Source organism: Planococcus massiliensis, from assembly GCF_000821325.1.
GTDB lineage: Bacteria > Bacillota > Bacilli > Bacillales_A > Planococcaceae > Planococcus > Planococcus ruber.
In genome coordinates, this window is sequence record NZ_CCXS01000001.1 from 2,506,128 (window position 1) to 2,522,747 (window position 16,620).

Sequence of the window (16,620 nt, forward strand, 5' to 3'; positions counted from 1 at the left end):
ATAAGAATTTGTGTCATTTATCAGTTTAACATATTCAATTTTCTATTGCACGCCATCCGATATCTGTCCGGTAGAAGTAGCCAAGCCACTCAAGCTTGTCCAATTCTTCATAGACTTTTTCCTGGGCAGCGGAGAGCGACTCGCCTTTCGCTGAAACGAGCAGGACACGGCCGCCGTTGCCGACGAACCCATTCGGGGTTTCCCGTGTCCCGGCATGCACTACTTCCACGTCCCTGAGTTCTTCGAAATTCGGCAACAAGATGCCCTTTTCGATTTCCCCAGGATATCCGTCAGCCGCAATGACTACCCCAAGCATAGCCTGGCCTTCCCATTTCAAATCAAATTTCCGGCCATTTAAAATGGCATCCAGAAAGGCACCGAAATCGGAGGCCATTTTTGGCAACACCACTTGCGTTTCAGGATCCCCGAAACGGGCATTAAATTCGATGACTTTCGGACCTTCTGCCGTCAGAATGACTCCGGCATATAAAATCCCATTGAATGGCATTCCTTCTGCCGCCATTGCGCCGATAGCCGGATCGACAATAGCGCCAAACGTTTCTTCGATGACGGCTTCAGAAATCTGCGGCACCGGGGAGTAGGCTCCCATGCCGCCTGTATTTGGCCCTCTATCGCCGTCAAAGGCACGTTTATGGTCTTGGGAAATCGGCATGGGATAGATTTCGCCGTCCTGCACAAATGACATGAACGAAAACTCTTCGCCGGCAAGAAACTCTTCGATGACTACCCGGGAACCCGACTCTCCGAACTTCTGCCCTTCAAGCATGTCTTTTACGGCCGCAATCGCTTCTTCTTCAGAAGCGGCCACAACAACGCCTTTGCCAGCTGCAAGCCCATCCGCTTTAATGACTATCGGAGCGCCCGTCGATCGAATAAATTGGATGGCAGGCTCAACTTCCGTAAACGTTTCGTAAGCAGCTGTCGGAATGCCGTATTTCTTCATCAATTCCTTCGCAAATGCTTTACTGCCTTCGATTTGTGCCGCTTCTTTTGAAGGCCCGAAAATACGCAGTCCACGGCTCTTGAAAAAGTCGACGATCCCAGCTGCTAACGGCTGTTCCGGTCCAACAAACGTGAAAGCGATGTTCTTCGCTGCCGCAAATTCTGCAAGTTCAGTGAAGTTCATTTCATCAATCTCCACCAATTCTGCATCGCTGCGCATTCCATCATTCCCCGGCGCTGCATAGACTTGCTCAACAGATGCCGAACGGGCAAACTGGCGGACAATGGCGTGTTCTCTTCCGCCTCTTCCGATAACTAAAACGTTCATCTCTGGTCACCTCCAGCTTAGTGTTTGAAATGGCGAACGCCTGTGAAGATCATCGCAATGCCGTATTCATTCGCTTTATCAATGGACTCCTGATCTTTCTTCGAACCGCCTGGCTGAATAATCGCCTTAATGCCGGCTTTTGCCGCTGCTTCTACAGTATCTGCCATCGGGAAGAACGCATCTGATGCCATGACAGCGCCTTGTGCTTGGTCTCCTGCTTGCTCCAAGGCAATTTTTGCCGAGCCGACCCGGTTCATTTGCCCTGCGCCGACGCCTAACGTCATCGCAGAATTGCAGACAACGATCGCATTGGATTTCACGTGTTTCACCACGCTCCAGCCAAGTTTCAATGCTTCCAACTCTTCTGCTGTCGGTTCCCGGTCGGTCGCAACGGATATTTCCGCTTCATCGTAGCCGAACGTATCCGGTTGTTGGACCAAAAGTCCGCCTTCTACTGCAACTGTATTCCATTTGTCTTGTTTCGTGCGGCTAAATGGAATGGTCAATAAACGAATATTCTTCTTCTGCGTCAATATTTCAATTGCTTCTTGCGTGAAAGAAGGGGCAATGATAATTTCAAGGAAAATTTCAGATAATTGTTGTGCCGTTTCAGCATCCACTTCACGGTTGAGTGCAACAATGCCGCCGAAAATGGAAGTTGGATCCGCTTCATAGGCTTTATTGAACGCGGCAGAAATCGTTTCGCCGGTTCCAACGCCGCACGGGTTCATGTGTTTGACGGCTACAGCAGCCGGTTTTGTAAATTCTTTGATGATCTGAAGCGCCGCATTGGCATCCTGGATGTTATTGTAGGACAATTCCTTGCCATGCAATTGGTCCGCATGGGCAATCGAGAAATCCGACCCAAGCGGGCTGCGGTAAAATGCCGCTTTTTGATGCGGATTTTCCCCGTAGCGAAGCGGCTGCTGCAATTCATAGGTAAGCGTCAATTGATCGGGGTATTCTTCACCCGTCAAGTCCGTTAAGTAATTGGAGATATAGGAGTCATAAGCAGCTGTATGGCGGAAGACTTTTGCTGCCAGCCGGCGACGCGTTTCCGGAGTCGTCGCTTGTCCGCTCTGCAATTCATTCACTACTGCTGCGTAGTCCTGCGAATCCACGATGACCGTCACATAAGCATGGTTTTTCGCAGCAGAACGGAGCATCGTCGGGCCGCCGATATCGATATTTTCAATCGCATCGTCAACCGTTACGCCTGGCTTTGAAATCGTTTCACGGAATGGGTATAAATTAACGCATACAATCTCAATTGGGGAGATGCCGTTTTCAGCCATTTCATGTTGATGCGCAGCATCGTCATGTTTAGCCAAAAGACCGCCGTGGATTAAAGGATGCAAGGTTTTGACGCGTCCGCCCAGAATTTCGGGGAATTTCGTGATTTCATCAACCGCGGTGATCGCCACGCCGTTTTCTTCCAAAAAGCGTTTTGTTCCGCCTGTAGATAAGATTTCATAATCCATTTTTTCCAGTTCCTGCGCAAACTCCAGGATGCCTGATTTATCCGATACACTAAGCAAAGCTCTTTTTTTCACAATACGTCCTCCTAAAATACTGCAGATGGTTTACTGATTGAATAATTGCTGCAAAGTTGCAGGATATAGCTGATGTTCAATTTCGTGGATTTCTTTTTCGACCGCTTCACGTGTACGTCCGCCAACAGCAAAGGATTGCTGGGCAATGATTTTGCCAGTGTCCATTCCAGCGTCGACGTAATGGACCGTCACTCCTGCAAATTCAGCGCCTGCTGCAAGCGTCTGGCCGATGGCATCTTTTCCGGGAAAAGCCGGCAGCACTGAGGGGTGGATATTGATGATGCGATTTTCAAAGGCTTGAAGCAAGACCGGCCCAATCAATCTCATATACCCCGCCAATACAATCCATTCTACACCTAAACTCTGGAGCTTTTCCTTTAACATCTCTTCGTATAGCTGCTTTGAATCGTATTCAGACGGAAGAAAAGCAAAAGATGGGACGCCAAGCTTTTCCGCACGTTCTACGACAAAAGCGGCCGGGCGATCGGTCACAACCAACGCCAATTCTGCCTGCAGTTCCCCCCGTTGGATCGAGTCGGCGATCGCTTGAAAATTAGAGCCGTTTCCAGAAGCGAAAACGGCCATTTTGGGTTTATTGTTCATCAAGGGTCCCATCCTGTTCCCCTGTAAATTGCACACCGGACTTACCGGAAACCTGGCCAATGATGTATGCCTGCTCCCCGCTCGCTATCGCCGATGCCAATACTCGCTCGGCATCTTCTGGCGCAGCAGCTACGACAAAGCCGATGCCTGCATTGAAAACAGAGAACAAATCGCGGTCGGTCAATGAACCTTTTTCCTGCAGCATTTCGAAAATGCGGAGAACCGGCCAGCTGCCAAGTTCAATTTCTGCACCTAAGCCATCCGGCATCATGCGCGGCAAGTTTTCGATAAATCCTCCGCCAGTGACATGAGCCATCCCATGAATGTCAACTTCTTTGGCGATGGCAGCGATCGTTTTCGCATAAATTTTCGTCGGCGTCAGCAATTCATTGCCAAGCGGCCCTAAATCTTCAAAGCCTTCGATAATTTGGTCCAGCTGGTAATGGTGCTGTTCAAAAACGATGTTGCGCACGAGTGAATAGCCGTTCGAATGGATGCCGCTTGAAGCGAGCCCGATCAAAACATCACCCTGCTGAATTTTTTCGCCCGTGACAATTTCTGATTTTTCTGCCGCCCCTACTGCAAATCCCGCGATGTCGTATTCGTCGGCTTCATAAAGCCCCGGCATTTCCGCCGTTTCGCCGCCAATCAAGGCAGCGCCTGCCTGGACACAGCCGTCCGCTATCCCTTTGACAATTTGCTCGATCTTTTCAGGGACAGCTTTTCCGACGGCAATATAATCAAGGAAAAATAGCGGTGCCGCCCCTTGTGCAACGATGTCATTAACGCACATTGCCACGCAATCGATGCCGATTGTGTCGTGGCGGTCTGCCAGGAATGCCAGCTTCAATTTGGTGCCGACGCCATCCGTTCCAGAAACAAGAACCGGTTCTTTCAAGTTCAGCTCAGACAAATCGAACATGCCGCCAAAGCCGCCGAATGCTCCCAGCATTCCTTTTCGCGCCGTGCGCTCCACATGGGATTTCATTCGGTTGACTGCTTCATAGCCTGCTTCAATATTCACGCCTGCCTGTTCGTATGCTTTTGACATGCCGGTTCCCCCTTATTTCACTTTCTCTTTTTCATGCGGCAGCACCGTATCCGGAAAAATATTCGTCGGGTACTCGCCTGTAAAGCACGCTAGGCAATGGCCGCATTTTGGACCTGGATCGGTTCTTCCGATATTTTGCACCATGCCGTCCACTGACAAAAACGTCAGCGAATCCGCGCCGATGATTTCGCGCATTTCTTCCACCGAATTGTTCGCTGCGATCAGTTCGCCCGAAGTGGAAATGTCGATGCCGTAAAAGCAAGGGCTCTTGATTGGCGGTGAACTGATCACCACATGCACTTCCGTCGCTCCTGCATCTTTCAGCAAATTCACAATGCGCCGCGACGTCGTTCCACGCACAATTGAATCGTCCACCATGATGACGCGTTTGCCTTTTACGACTTGGCGCACCGGAGATAATTTCATTTTCACGCCTTGTTCACGCAAATCTTGGGAAGGCTGGATAAATGTCCGGCCGACGTAGCGGTTTTTGATCAACCCAAGCTCATAAGGGATGCCGCTTTCTTCTGAAAATCCGATCGCTGCCGAAATGCTGGAATCCGGAACGCCTGTCACCACATCTGCATCGATGTGGATTTCTTTCGCCAATTGTTTCCCGAGGCGTTTCCGTGCTGCGTGCACGTTGATGCCGTCAATGTCCGAATCCGGACGCGAGAAGTAGACATATTCCATCGTACAGATAGACCGTTCCTGCGGGTACGCAAAACGTTCCGCCCGCAAGCCGTCGTCCGTGATCACCAAAAACTCACCCGGCTCTACCGAACGGACAAATTCCGCCCCGATGATATCAAAAGCGCAGGTTTCTGAAGCGACGACCCAGGCGTCTCCCAGTTTCCCAAGGGAAAGCGGGCGCAGGCCGTTCGGGTCAAGCGCAACATACATCGCTTCTTCTTTCAAAATCACACAGGCAAACGCCCCTTTTAGGAAAGACAGTGCATTTTTCGCCTGCTCTTCAAACGTTGCATAGCCGCTGCGTTTAATTAAATGCGCGAGCACTTCCGTATCCGAAGTGGTTTGGAAGATGCTGCCTTGGCGTTCCAAATGGCTTTTTAATTCCGTCGCATTGACCAAATTGCCGTTATGGGAAATGGCCAGGCTGCCGGTGGTCGAATTGAACAGCAAAGGCTGGACGTTTTCAATTCCGCTTCCTCCTGCTGTTGCGTAGCGGACATGGGCGATTGCCCCTGTGCCTGCGATCGCTTCAATTTTCTCCGGTGTAAAGACCTCGCTGACCATGCCTTCGCCTTTTAGCGCTTTTAAATAATTTTTATCGGTCGAAACAATCCCTGCGCCTTCTTGGCCGCGATGCTGCAAGGCATGCAGCCCGTAGTACGAAAGCTGCGCTGCATTGGCATGTCCCCAGATTCCGAAAATGCCGCATTCTTCATTTAACCCTCTGATTTCAGCAAGCATGGGATAGCTCCTTTCCAAGCTGTACGAAGGGCTTCGACTGAATCATCGATCCAAACGGAGCCGTCTTCGCTTTTGATCGTCAATGTCCCGCTATCTGTGACTGTCCCGATTCGCTTGGCATCTGCAACCGCTTGTTCGAACGCTTCTGCCTTGTCGGGAGAAACGGTCAGGATAAAGCGCGACTGCGATTCACTGAAAAGAGCCGTGGTCGCTGATCCGGAAAGTACTGCTTCGATTCCGAGTCCGTTGCCGAATGTTTTTTCCGCAAGCGCGACTGCAACCCCGCCTTCTGCAACATCATGGGCAGATGCAACGAAGCCTTTTTGGATCGCTTCTAAAATCTGCTGTTGGCGCTTTGCTTCCACGTTCAAGTCAATCGCCGGCGCTTTTCCGAAAATGCGTCCTTCGACCATTTTCTGCAGCTCACTTCCGCCAAATTCAGTAAAGCTTTCTCCAATCAAATACACAAGGTCCCCTGCTTTTTTCGCATCTTGCGTCGTGACATGCGACAGGTCTTCCACTAACCCGACCAAACCGATCGTCGGCGTCGGGTAAATCGCCGTGCCGTTTGTTTCATTGTATAAAGAAACGTTCCCGCCGATAACCGGTGCATCGAGGATCGTGCACGCTTCAGACATGCCGTCTGCCGCTTTTTCCAGCTGCCAGAAGATTTCCGGCTTTTCCGGATTTCCGAAGTTCAAGCAATCGGTGATCGCGAGCGGTTTTGCCCCCGATACGACGACATTGCGTGCAGCTTCTGCGACCGCAATCTTGCCGCCTGTTTCCGGATCCAAATAGATGTAGCGGGAGTTGCAGTCCGTTGTCATCGCGAGGCCTTTATTCGTGCCGCGCACGCGGATGACTGCTGCGTCTGATCCCGGGCTGACGACTGTGCTCGTGCGGACTTGATGGTCGTACTGGTCATAGACCCATTCTTTTGAAGCAATCGTCGGCTGTTCTAATAACGCCTTCAAGGTTTCGCTGTAGTCCGCCACGTTCGGTTCTGCGGTGTCCATTTGCTGATACTCGTTAAAGTAAGCTGGCACACTCGACGGTTTATGGTAGACCGGCGCATCTTCAGCAAGTGCATCAACCGGCACTTCAGCGACCACTTCCCCTTTATGCAATAAACGCAAAGTCGAGTCGTCCGTTACCGTGCCGACTGTCACGGCATCCAATCCGTATTTCTCGAACAATTCAACGATTTCCGGCTCGCGGCCTTTTTTCACGACAATCAGCATGCGTTCCTGGGATTCCGACAGCATCATTTCATAAGCCGTCATGCCGGTTTCCCGCTGCGGCACATGATCCAGATTCATTTCGATGCCGGATCCCGCTTTGGAAGCCATTTCTGCCGAAGAGGAAGTCAGTCCTGCCGCCCCCATGTCCTGGATGCCGACCAGTGCATCGGATTTCACAAGTTCCAAACACGCTTCAAGCAATAGTTTCTCCATGAACGGATCTCCAACTTGCACCGCCGGGCGGTTATCGCCCGATGATTCCGTCAATTCTTCCGATGCAAAAGTTGCACCGTGGATGCCGTCGCGCCCTGTTTTCGCGCCCACATACATGACCGGGTTGCCGACGCCGGACGCCACGCCTTTTTGGATGTCTTCATGGTCGATCAAGCCGACGCACATGGCGTTGACAAGTGGGTTGCCGTCGTAGGAGTCGTCGAACTGGACTTCGCCCCCAACCGTCGGAATGCCGATGCAGTTGCCATATCCAGCAATGCCAGCTACCACTTCTTCAAACAAATACTTCACGCGCGATGTCGTCAATTCACCAAAACGCAGCGAGTTCAACATCGCAATCGGACGTGCGCCCATGGAAAAGACGTCGCGGATAATGCCGCCGACTCCTGTTGCTGCTCCCTGGTAAGGCTCAATCGCTGACGGGTGGTTATGGGATTCCATTTTAAAGACCACGGCCTGGCCGTCGCCAATGTCTACAATTCCTGCGCCTTCACCGGGCCCTTGCAAGACACGCGGCGCTTTCGTCGGGAATTTGGATAGGACCGGTTTTGAATTTTTATAGGAGCAATGTTCCGACCACATGACCGAAAATAAACCGGTTTCTGTGTAATTCGGCGTTCTGCCTAAAATTTTCTCCACCATGGCGAATTCCGAATCGGATAATCCCATTTGCTGATAGATTTTCTGTTCTTTGATCTGCTCAGTATTTGGCTCAAGCATGACTGACATTTGCTTCCCTCCACTGTTTCACGATTGATTTGAATAATGCCAAGCCGTCGCTGCCGCCGATCAGGTCGGATACGGCACGCTCCGGATGCGGCATCATGCCGAGCACATTGCCGCGCTCATTGACGATTCCTGCGATGTTGTTGCGGCTGCCGTTAAAATCGTCTGCATAGGAAAAGACGATTTGATTGTTCTGTTTCAACTGCTCATAAGTGGCATCGTCGCAATAGTAGTTCCCTTCGCCGTGTGCGATTGGAATTTGGATTTCCTGTCCCTTTTCATATTCGTTCGTGAACAGCGTATTGGCGTTCTCTACTTTCAATCCCACTGTCTTGCACATAAACTTCAAGTTTTTATTGCGGAGCAATACGCCCGGAAGAAGGCCTGCCTCCGTCAAAATTTGGAATCCGTTGCAAATGCCGAGAATCGGTTTGCCCGCCTCTGCCGCTTTTTTCACTTCATCCATCACTGCCGATGACTGTGCAATCGCGCCGCAGCGCAAGTAATCGCCATATGAAAACCCGCCTGGCAATAAAATCCCGTCATAACCGCTTAAATCTGTTGAATCATGCCATACGTACTCTGCTTCTTCCCCCAGTTCATCCTTGACCGCATGGTACATGTCCAAATCACAATTGGACCCAGGAAATACGATTACTGCGAATTTCATTGCGAGACAGCCTCCTCAATTTCAAAACGGTAATCTTCAATCACCGTGTTCGTCAATAATTTTTGGCACATTTCGTTTACATGTGCGTCAATGTCCTGCACCTCATCCGAAATGACCAGTTCCAAGTATTTGCCGATCCGGACGTCTTTCACTTCCGCGTACCCCATTTTATGAAGAGATCCCATAACTGCAGACCCTTGCGGATCCAATACGCTTTCGCGCAAAGTGACGTAGATGTTTACCTTTTTCATGAATGTTGTCCTCCCAGTTTCGCTAAAATGAGTTCATACGCTTCCGTTAAATTACCCAGATCCCGGCGAAATACATCTTTGTCCAGTTTCTGTTTCGTTTCGGCATCCCACAAACGGCATGTATCGGGTGAGATTTCATCTGCCAATAAAATCCGGCCGTCTTGATCACGGCCGAATTCAATTTTAAAGTCCACTAAATCCACGCCGACTTCCTTAAAGAAGCCGATCAGGACGTCATTGACCTTCAGCGCTTTTTCACGCAGTTCCTGAATTTCTTCAGTTGTTGCGAGTTCCAGCATTTCAATATGGTCTTCTGTCATGATCGGATCGCCGAGTTCGTCGTCCTTGTAATAAAACTCGACGACCGGCTTTTTCAAAACGGTTCCTTCTTCTAAGCCGAAGCGCTTCGCCATGCTGCCGGCAACGATATTACGCGTCACGACTTCGACCGGAATGATCGCCACTTGCCGCACGAGCTGCTCATGGCCAGACAATTGTTCAACAAAATGCGAAGCAATGCCCGCTCCTTGCAATCTTTCGAAAATCAATGATGTGATTTTATTGTTCAACATGCCTTTGCCGGCAATTTCCGCTTTCTTTTCTCCGTTAAAAGCTGTTGCTGAATCTTTGTATTCCACCCATAAAATATCCTGTTCGTCCGTTGCATATAAGCGTTTTGCCTTGCCTTCGTACAATAGCTGACCTTTTTCCATGTGAGAAGCCTCCGTTTAGTTTAATCCAAGCCGGTTGAAAATCATGTCCACTTGCTGCAAGTGATGGTTGTAGTCAAAGCAATCATCCAATTCCTCTTTCGACAATTGGGAAGTGATCGTGTCGTTCGCTTCCACGATTTTGCGGAAATGCGTCTGATTTTCCCACGCTTCCATCGCACAAGGCTGAACCGTATCATAAGCTGCTTCGCGTGCCATGCCTTTGTCGATCAACGCCAACAGCACGCGCTGCGAATAAATCAGGCCAAGCGTCGAATCCATGTTGCGCTTCATATTTTCCGGGAACACCGTCAAATTCTTCACGATATTGCCGAAACGGTTTAACATATAGTTCAAAGCAATCGTGGCATCCGGCAAAATCACACGCTCTGCAGAAGAATGCGAAATGTCGCGTTCGTGCCAAAGCGAGACGTTTTCATAAGAGGTAACCATATAGCCGCGGATCAAACGCGCAAGGCCGGTCATGTTTTCAGAACCGATCGGATTGCGTTTATGCGGCATCGCTGAAGATCCTTTTTGCCCTTTTGCGAAGAATTCCTCTACTTCGCGCGTTTCCGATTTTTGAAGGCCGCGGATTTCTGTCGCAAACTTCTCAATCGATGTCGCAATCAAAGCAAGGGTGCTCATGTACTGCGCATGGCGGTCGCGCTGCAAAGTTTGCGTCGAAATCGGAGAAGCTGCAAGCCCTAATTGTTTGCAGACATATTCTTCAACAAACGGATCGATATTCGCGTATGTTCCGACAGCCCCTGACATCTTGCCGGTTTCGATTGTTTTAGCCGCTGCTTCGAAGCGCTCCAAATTGCGTTTCATTTCTTCGTGCCACAAGGCCAGTTTCAAACCGAACGTTGTCGGCTCAGCATGAACCCCATGTGTACGGCCCATCATGACGGTCATTTTATGTTCTTTGGCTTTATTAGCCAGAATTTCAATAAAATTTGTCAAATCTTTACGAATGATTGTATTTGCCTGTTTGATTAAATAAGACAGGGCAGTATCGACCACATCGGTAGACGTCAGGCCGTAATGCACCCATTTGCGTTCTTCGCCCAGCGTTTCAGACACGGCACGCGTAAATGCAACGACATCGTGGCGCGTTTCTTCTTCAATCTCCAAAATGCGGTCTACTGAAAATGAAGCGTTCTGGCGGATTTTCACGACATCTTCTTTTGGAATATCGCCAATTTCTGCCCAGGCTTCACACGCTAAAATCTCGACTTCCAGCCAAGCATTGTAGCGGTTTTCGTCTGTCCAAATTGCGCCCATTTCGGGTCTTGTGTAACGTGCGATCATAATTCAGTTTCCTCCAATTATTCCGGCCAAATGCCGGATTCTTCGATTTCTAGTAAAGTCCCTTTCAGGTCTTCCGTTAATATTGTAACATGGCCCATTTTGCGTTTATGCTTCGCCTCATCCTTGCCGTAGAGATGGACTGACCAGTTCGGGTACTGCGAAATCTTAGAAGTCAAAGGTGCGACATGTTCGCCAAGAATATTCACCATCACGGTATCTGCCCATAGTTTCGGTGCTCGGAGCGGCCAGCCACAAATGGCCCGGATGTGCTGGTGGAACTGTGAGATATTCGTCCCTTCGATGGAATAATGTCCGGAGTTGTGCGGGCGAGGTGCAAGCTCATTCACAAGTATGTCTCCATTCTCCAAAACAAACATTTCAACTGCGAGTGTGCCAATCATCTCCAAATGGCTCGCGATTTTATTCGCTGCGTCCTTCGCCTGCTCGATCGTTGCATCCGAAACCCAAGCTGGCACAATCGTTTGGTGGAGAATATGGTCTTTATGGATATTCTCACCGATTGGCAAAATTTCCATAGCCCCGTGTACATTGCGTTGAATAATCACCGAAATCTCTTTTGTAAAATCAATAAATGATTCTGCTACACATTCCCCGTTCTCAAACAGCGGTTCCGCTAATGGCAATTCCGCCTTCGAATGGATCGTTTGCTGCCCTTTGCCGTCGTATCCGCCCCTTGCTGTTTTAACTACAAAGGGGAAAGTGAGCTGATCACTTTTCTCTTCTAACTCGCTATAAGTGGAAGCCGTGATATAGTCCGCAATCGGTACTCCTGCGTCAGCAATCGCTTGTTTTTCGTAGATGCGATTCTGGGTAACGCGGATCAATTCCGACCCTTGCGGCACATAAGCGATTTCACTTAGCTTTCCCAAACCTGCCACGTCGATATTTTCAAATTCGTAAGTGATAACGTCGCTTGCTTCAGCCAACTCTTCAAGTGCGTGCAAATCATTATAAGGAGCTACGATTTGAATATCCGCAATTTGTCCGGTCGGTGAATCCATAGCTGGATCTAACACGGCAATTTTAAATCCGGCTTCTTTGGCAGCCATAGCCATCATCCGGCCAAGCTGGCCGCCGCCGATGATACCGATCGTCTGTCCCGGCAAAATAATTTTAGTCATTGCAAATCACCTGTGCTTTTCAAGACTTCATCATGCGTCCGCTTTCTTCTTTTTTCCAGCGCTTCCGCTACTGCAGCATCCGTTGTTCCGAGGATTTGCGCAGCCAATAAGCCTGCATTTACAGCTCCTGCTTTTCCGATGGCCACTGTCGCTACCGGGACGCCTCCTGGCATTTGGACGATAGACAGAAGAGAATCCAATCCCTTTAGTGCTTTTGACTGAACGGGTACGCCAATAACGGGCAGTGTCGTTTTGGCTGCGACCATGCCAGGCAAATGAGCTGCTCCGCCGGCACCCGCGATAATCACATGCAAGCCTTTCTCTCTCGCCTCTTCTGCATAGCTAAACATAAGATCAGGAGTTCGATGAGCCGACACTACTTGTTTTTCATAGCTGATGTTGAGTTCATCCAAAATATCACATGTATGTTTCATTGTTTCCCAATCGCTTGAGCTTCCCATAATGACGCCAATCTGTGGATTCATCACTATCTCTCCTTTAAAACAAATAAAAGCCCTTAAATAAACTGCTCACATAACGTGAAAAGCAGTTTACTTAAGGACTTTCCCATAAGACGAGTTAAATGCCAACAACACAAATAGGCACATTTTCGCCAAGTATCCATAAGTTGCTTTCCCGCATAGTCCAGACATTCCGGTGTCTTGGTAGAAACGCAGAAGCCAATTCTTCTGCATATATGGGGTATCCACAATCATCATAACAAGAGACAACTGAGGAGTCAACGATAAAGTCGAACGATTATACTTATAAAACGACAAACGTTCGTCTTTATAACAAATATTTACTTATTCACTTAATTTCATGCCTTTGAATTTCACGATTTGGCGTATAGGAACCGGTTTGCCATCAATTTCTTCAAACAACGGCTCTTCTTTTCGCCCAACAGCTGCATAGCCGGCCTGTTTCATTCGCTCCAAACAGGCATCCATCGTTTCATTTTCGCCGACTTCGAACCAGACTGTCTTCTTACTCATTTAAACAATTTCCCTCTCTTTACTTGTTTCACCCAGAACCCGCCATGAATCGTTTTCGGTTCATATGCAATGATAAACGCTTTCGGGTCAAGCTCTTTAATAGTAGCGTACAACTGAAGTTCCATTTTCCGCGGTGTGAGTATCTGCATCGAGTGGCGTCCGCCTTCCATGCCGTTTGCTACCCAATCCGTTACCCCATAGCCTTTTTCCCGCAATTTCTTAGGAAGAAGCGGATCCTCATCACTGGTAATAACATTTACCGTAATATAGCCCAACGCCATCTTTTCTTCAATTTTCGATCCGACAATAACACCGGACCCATAGCCGATGGCATAGGCGATCAAATTTTGAATTTGGTCTAAATTATCCAATACTAACCCTAAACCTACTATATAAATAACCGTCTCCACCATACTGACCGCTGCTGCTAAATACCGGTATCCTTTTAACGTCATGATCATGCGAATGGTAAAGAACGAGACATAGACGATATTGATGGAAAAAATAATCAAGACCATTAACCACGGATTAATATCCACTTTTTGCACCCTTTCTTCCCTGTAAAGATTCATGTTTCATACTAGTAGAGTTGGTAAGCAATTGCAAGGAACATCAGAAGAATTTACTACGTTCCACAGGAAATTCTCATAAACTTCTCTGTTTAAAATGCATTTTTTCAAAGCAATTCTGTGCTAGCTAATGAGAAATTGCGAAATTAATAAAAGAGGCGAACGAGAGGGAAAGAATAAATGCGAATTCACTTAAACCAATAATATGTAAGAAACCACAAAAAAAGCCGTTACCGGCTACGGTAACGACTGATTCAGGGCCCAGCGACGTCCTACTCTCACAGGGGGAGACCCCCAACTACCATCGGCGCAAAAGAGCTTAACTTCCGTGTTCGGGATGGGAACGGGTGTGGCCTCTTTGCCATCATCACTGGACTCTTTTTTTCAGAGTGACAGCCGAAACCGTCTTTCCGTAGCGCCTCAGGAGAGGCGCCAAACTATTCGGTATTAGCACCGGTTTCCCGGAGTTATCCCGATCTGCAGGGCAGGTTGCCCACGTGTTACTCACCCGTCCGCCGCTAAACCGGAAGGAGCAAGCTCCCCCAGTTCCGCTCGACTTGCATGTATTAGGCACGCCGCCAGCGTTCGTCCTGAGCCAGGATCAAACTCTCCATTATAGAGTAGTATTGATTGCTCAATGCTGGCGCATCGCCGCCTCCAAAGAGGCGCACGATTCGCTTCGATCTGGCTGAGCCTGATCAGTATGGTAAGTCACGAACACTTGGGTGAAAGCAGCCTTGCTCCGATTGCCTAACGGCAACCCTCGCAAAAGCCGTTCTCGCGCCGAAGCGCTCGTGACGTCTTTTGTTGACGTTTTGCTGTTCAGTTTTCAAGGTTCATGTTGTCGCTACTTTTTCTCAGCAACTTTATTAGTATAGCTCAATTCAATTTCGATGTCAACTACTTTATAAAATTTATAATTTCGTTTCGATCAAGTTGTTTTGAGGACGCTTATTAATATACCAAACACTCTTTATTTTTGTCAACAGATTTTAAATGATAATCATAAAATTAATAGAGCGTTCACATTTCTTATTATAACAGAAAATTCTATAAATAAAATTACAAACGTGTTACAAAAATGAATGGAATAATCCTCTTTACATTGAATCTTTTAACGGCTTCTTATGCTTATCTTCCTGTATTTTATTTTCTTGATGGCTCCTTCCTTCATTTAGAAAATTTATTAATGAACAAGCAGGATTGGTTCGATCTTTTTTTTCAAGTTGAAATGAGTTTCTTCTATATAAAACAAAAATCCGCCGAATCATTCGGCGGACTTCGTTTAAACTAAGAAAATGAAATAGAGAATGAAGATAACAAACAACCCATACATAATTGGGTGAACTTGTTTCGCTTTACCAGCAAAAATCATCGTGATCGGGTAGAAGATGAATCCAATTGCAATACCTGTGGCGATGCTATAGCCAAGAGGCATGGAAATCATCGTTAGAAATGCCGGCACCGCAATTTCAAATCTTGTCCAATCGATTTTTCCTAATGCTGAAACCATTAACACCCCGACAATAATTAAAGCTGGAGCCGTTACAGCACTTGTGATTACTTCTAAGAGCGGATAGAAAAGAATCGAAACTAAGAATAGCACGCCTGTGACGACAGCAGAAAATCCTGAGCGGCCTCCTGCGGCAACACCGGAAGTCGATTCGATATAAGAAGTTGTTGTGGAAGTTCCGAAAATAGCGCCGCTTACTGTAGCTACCGCATCCGCTAATAAAGCTTTACCAGCCCGAGGCAGCTTATTGTCTTTCATCAACCCCGCTTGATTGGCAACTGCCACCAAAGTTCCGGCTGTATCAAAAAAGTCGACAAACAAGAATGTAAGAACAACTACAAGGAACTGAATAGTCATCAATGAACCTGGATCGTTGAAAATCGGTTCCAATGCCACGCCAAACGTCGGAGCCATACTTGGAATTTCTCCAACAATCGCGCTTGGCAACTCAACGATGCTGAATATCATTCCGATTACTGCCGCAATCAACATACCAAAAAATATTCCGCCATTAATGCCGCGCACCATAAAGATGACCGTGATCACCAAACCAAAAATCGCCAACAAAGTCGAAGGCTGTGTCAAATCACCTAAACCGACCAAAGTGTCGGGATTGCCGACAATTATTCCGGCATTTTGAAAACCGATGAAGGTGATGTATAGTCCAATCCCAGCGCCCACTGCATATTTCAATTCAGCAGGAATCGCATTGATGATCAGCTCACGCAAACCGGATAAAGATAAGACGATAAAAATAAGTCCGGAAAATAAAACACCTGTTAACGCTGTTTGCCATGGAATTCCATACGTTAAGATAACTGTATAAGCGAAAAATGCATTTAAGCCCATACCTGGAGCCAAAGCGATCGGATAACGGGCTATGATCCCCATCATGAAACAGCCTACTGCTGCAGCAAGTGCCGTCGCCATAAACACAGAACCATAATCCATGTACATTTCTTCTGGAAGATCAGGTACTGAACTCAAGGTGAGCGTTAGAGGGTTGACCACTAAAATATAAGCCATCGCTAAGAAAGTGGTTAATCCGCCAATTATTTCTTTGCGGTAATTTGTCCCCAGTTCATCAAACTGAAAATAACTTTTCATCAATTTTTCCTCCGCTTGTCGTCGCGATAATGCAAAAAACACATACAGCGGTTTGCCGTATGTGTTCGATTTATCTTTTTAAGCGTAAAACTCCTTAAAAAGGTCCTTTGTTCAGAAAGGACAAAATCGTAGTCGAGTCATTTACGGTAACTCGGTAGAAACTTTCGGGCCATATCCCCGACATTATACGACAACGTTATTTAATTACTTTTGTAA

General features: G+C 47.8%; 15 protein-coding genes, 2 riboswitches and 1 other annotated feature. All 15 genes read right to left on the reverse strand.

From position 1 onward, the window contains the following. Window positions 1-34 precede the first annotated feature (34 nt). The 15 genes from purD to BN1080_RS12645 all read right to left on the reverse strand — a co-directional run bounded on the left by purD (window position 35) and on the right by BN1080_RS12645 (window position 16,404). Window positions 35-1,291: a phosphoribosylamine--glycine ligase gene (gene purD / locus BN1080_RS12565; protein WP_052652466.1), complete on the reverse strand. Its 1,257-nt coding sequence runs from the start codon at window positions 1,289-1,291 to the stop codon at window positions 35-37. A 17-nt stretch (window positions 1,292-1,308) separates the two neighbouring features. Further along, complete coding sequence (gene purH / locus BN1080_RS12570; protein WP_052652467.1) at window positions 1,309-2,844, reverse strand: bifunctional phosphoribosylaminoimidazolecarboxamide formyltransferase/IMP cyclohydrolase; 1,536 nt, start codon at window positions 2,842-2,844, stop codon at window positions 1,309-1,311. Window positions 2,845-2,874: 30 nt separating this feature from the next. Beyond that, window positions 2,875-3,447 carry a phosphoribosylglycinamide formyltransferase gene (gene purN, locus BN1080_RS12575; protein ID WP_052652468.1) on the reverse strand — a complete coding sequence of 191 codons (573 nt, stop codon included), beginning with the start codon at window positions 3,445-3,447 and terminating at the stop codon, window positions 2,875-2,877. Continuing rightward, on the reverse strand, window positions 3,437-4,498 hold the full coding sequence (purM, locus tag BN1080_RS12580) for a phosphoribosylformylglycinamidine cyclo-ligase (protein ID WP_052652469.1): 1,062 nt from the start codon (window positions 4,496-4,498) through the stop codon (window positions 3,437-3,439). The genes purN and purM overlap by 11 nt, the downstream gene beginning before the upstream one ends. Window positions 4,499-4,510: 12 nt before the next feature. Continuing rightward, window positions 4,511-5,932, reverse strand: a complete 1,422-nt coding sequence (gene purF, locus BN1080_RS12585; protein WP_052652470.1) for an amidophosphoribosyltransferase — start codon at window positions 5,930-5,932, stop codon at window positions 4,511-4,513. Next, window positions 5,908-8,136, reverse strand: coding sequence for a phosphoribosylformylglycinamidine synthase subunit PurL (gene purL, locus BN1080_RS12590; protein ID WP_052652471.1), 2,229 nt, complete (start codon window positions 8,134-8,136; stop codon window positions 5,908-5,910). The genes purF and purL overlap by 25 nt, the downstream gene beginning before the upstream one ends. Continuing rightward, window positions 8,120-8,803: a phosphoribosylformylglycinamidine synthase subunit PurQ gene (gene purQ, locus BN1080_RS12595; protein ID WP_052652472.1), complete on the reverse strand. Its 684-nt coding sequence runs from the start codon at window positions 8,801-8,803 to the stop codon at window positions 8,120-8,122. The genes purL and purQ overlap by 17 nt, the downstream gene beginning before the upstream one ends. Beyond that, on the reverse strand, window positions 8,800-9,054 hold the full coding sequence (gene purS / locus BN1080_RS12600; protein ID WP_052652473.1) for a phosphoribosylformylglycinamidine synthase subunit PurS: 255 nt from the start codon (window positions 9,052-9,054) through the stop codon (window positions 8,800-8,802). The genes purQ and purS overlap by 4 nt, the downstream gene beginning before the upstream one ends. Next, window positions 9,051-9,767, reverse strand: a complete 717-nt coding sequence (gene purC / locus BN1080_RS12605; RefSeq protein ID WP_052652474.1) for a phosphoribosylaminoimidazolesuccinocarboxamide synthase — start codon at window positions 9,765-9,767, stop codon at window positions 9,051-9,053. Before purC ends, purS begins: the two co-directional genes overlap by 4 nt. A 15-nt stretch (window positions 9,768-9,782) precedes the next feature. Then, the gene (purB, locus tag BN1080_RS12610) at window positions 9,783-11,078 is read right to left on the reverse strand and encodes an adenylosuccinate lyase (RefSeq protein WP_052652475.1); all 1,296 of its coding nucleotides are present in this window, start codon (window positions 11,076-11,078) and stop codon (window positions 9,783-9,785) included. A gap of 17 nt (window positions 11,079-11,095) precedes the next feature. Next, a complete protein-coding gene (gene purK / locus BN1080_RS12615; RefSeq protein ID WP_052652476.1) occupies window positions 11,096-12,220 on the reverse strand; it encodes a 5-(carboxyamino)imidazole ribonucleotide synthase in 1,125 nt (374 codons plus the stop codon). Further along, complete coding sequence (purE, locus tag BN1080_RS12620; protein WP_052652477.1) at window positions 12,217-12,705, reverse strand: 5-(carboxyamino)imidazole ribonucleotide mutase; 489 nt, start codon at window positions 12,703-12,705, stop codon at window positions 12,217-12,219. Before purE ends, purK begins: the two co-directional genes overlap by 4 nt. Before the next feature lie 136 nt (window positions 12,706-12,841). Then, a riboswitch (purine riboswitch) is annotated at window positions 12,842-12,941 on the reverse strand. A gap of 85 nt (window positions 12,942-13,026) precedes the next feature. After that, a complete protein-coding gene (locus BN1080_RS12625; RefSeq protein WP_052652478.1) occupies window positions 13,027-13,215 on the reverse strand; it encodes an NETI motif-containing protein in 189 nt (62 codons plus the stop codon). Then, complete coding sequence (locus BN1080_RS12630) at window positions 13,212-13,733, reverse strand: DUF2179 domain-containing protein (RefSeq protein ID WP_407674804.1); 522 nt, start codon at window positions 13,731-13,733, stop codon at window positions 13,212-13,214. Before BN1080_RS12630 ends, BN1080_RS12625 begins: the two co-directional genes overlap by 4 nt. A 310-nt stretch (window positions 13,734-14,043) precedes the next feature. Beyond that, window positions 14,044-14,354: a sequence feature (most likely nonfunctional fraction of RNA operon), on the reverse strand. A 715-nt stretch (window positions 14,355-15,069) separates the two neighbouring features. Then, window positions 15,070-16,404 carry an NCS2 family permease gene (locus BN1080_RS12645; RefSeq protein ID WP_110925638.1) on the reverse strand — a complete coding sequence of 445 codons (1,335 nt, stop codon included), beginning with the start codon at window positions 16,402-16,404 and terminating at the stop codon, window positions 15,070-15,072. A gap of 109 nt (window positions 16,405-16,513) precedes the next feature. After that, a riboswitch (purine riboswitch) is annotated at window positions 16,514-16,615 on the reverse strand. Window positions 16,616-16,620 lie beyond the last annotated feature (5 nt).

Excerpts from the sequence above, each read along its gene's own strand:
- purL (WP_052652471.1), bottom strand. The coding sequence starts at position 8,136 with ATGTCAGTCATGCTTGAGCCAAATACTGAGCAGATCAAAGAACAGAAA.
- purF (WP_052652470.1), bottom strand. The coding sequence starts at position 5,932 with ATGCTTGCTGAAATCAGAGGGTTAAATGAAGAATGCGGCATTTTCGGA.
- BN1080_RS12625 (WP_052652478.1), bottom strand. The coding sequence starts at position 13,215 with ATGAGTAAGAAGACAGTCTGGTTCGAAGTCGGCGAAAATGAAACGATG.
- purM (WP_052652469.1), bottom strand. The coding sequence starts at position 4,498 with ATGTCAAAAGCATACGAACAGGCAGGCGTGAATATTGAAGCAGGCTAT.
- BN1080_RS12645 (WP_110925638.1), bottom strand. The coding sequence starts at position 16,404 with ATGAAAAGTTATTTTCAGTTTGATGAACTGGGGACAAATTACCGCAAA.
- purD (WP_052652466.1), bottom strand. The coding sequence starts at position 1,291 with ATGAACGTTTTAGTTATCGGAAGAGGCGGAAGAGAACACGCCATTGTC.
- purS (WP_052652473.1), bottom strand. The coding sequence starts at position 9,054 with ATGAAAAAGGTAAACATCTACGTCACTTTGCGCGAAAGCGTATTGGAT.
- purB (WP_052652475.1), bottom strand. The coding sequence starts at position 11,078 with ATGATCGCACGTTACACAAGACCCGAAATGGGCGCAATTTGGACAGAC.
- purC (WP_052652474.1), bottom strand. The coding sequence starts at position 9,767 with ATGGAAAAAGGTCAGCTATTGTACGAAGGCAAGGCAAAACGCTTATAT.
- purK (WP_052652476.1), bottom strand. The coding sequence starts at position 12,220 with ATGACTAAAATTATTTTGCCGGGACAGACGATCGGTATCATCGGCGGC.
- BN1080_RS12630 (WP_407674804.1), bottom strand. The coding sequence starts at position 13,733 with ATGGTCTTGATTATTTTTTCCATCAATATCGTCTATGTCTCGTTCTTT.
- purQ (WP_052652472.1), bottom strand. The coding sequence starts at position 8,803 with ATGAAATTCGCAGTAATCGTATTTCCTGGGTCCAATTGTGATTTGGAC.
- purE (WP_052652477.1), bottom strand. The coding sequence starts at position 12,705 with ATGAATCCACAGATTGGCGTCATTATGGGAAGCTCAAGCGATTGGGAA.
- purN (WP_052652468.1), bottom strand. The coding sequence starts at position 3,447 with ATGAACAATAAACCCAAAATGGCCGTTTTCGCTTCTGGAAACGGCTCT.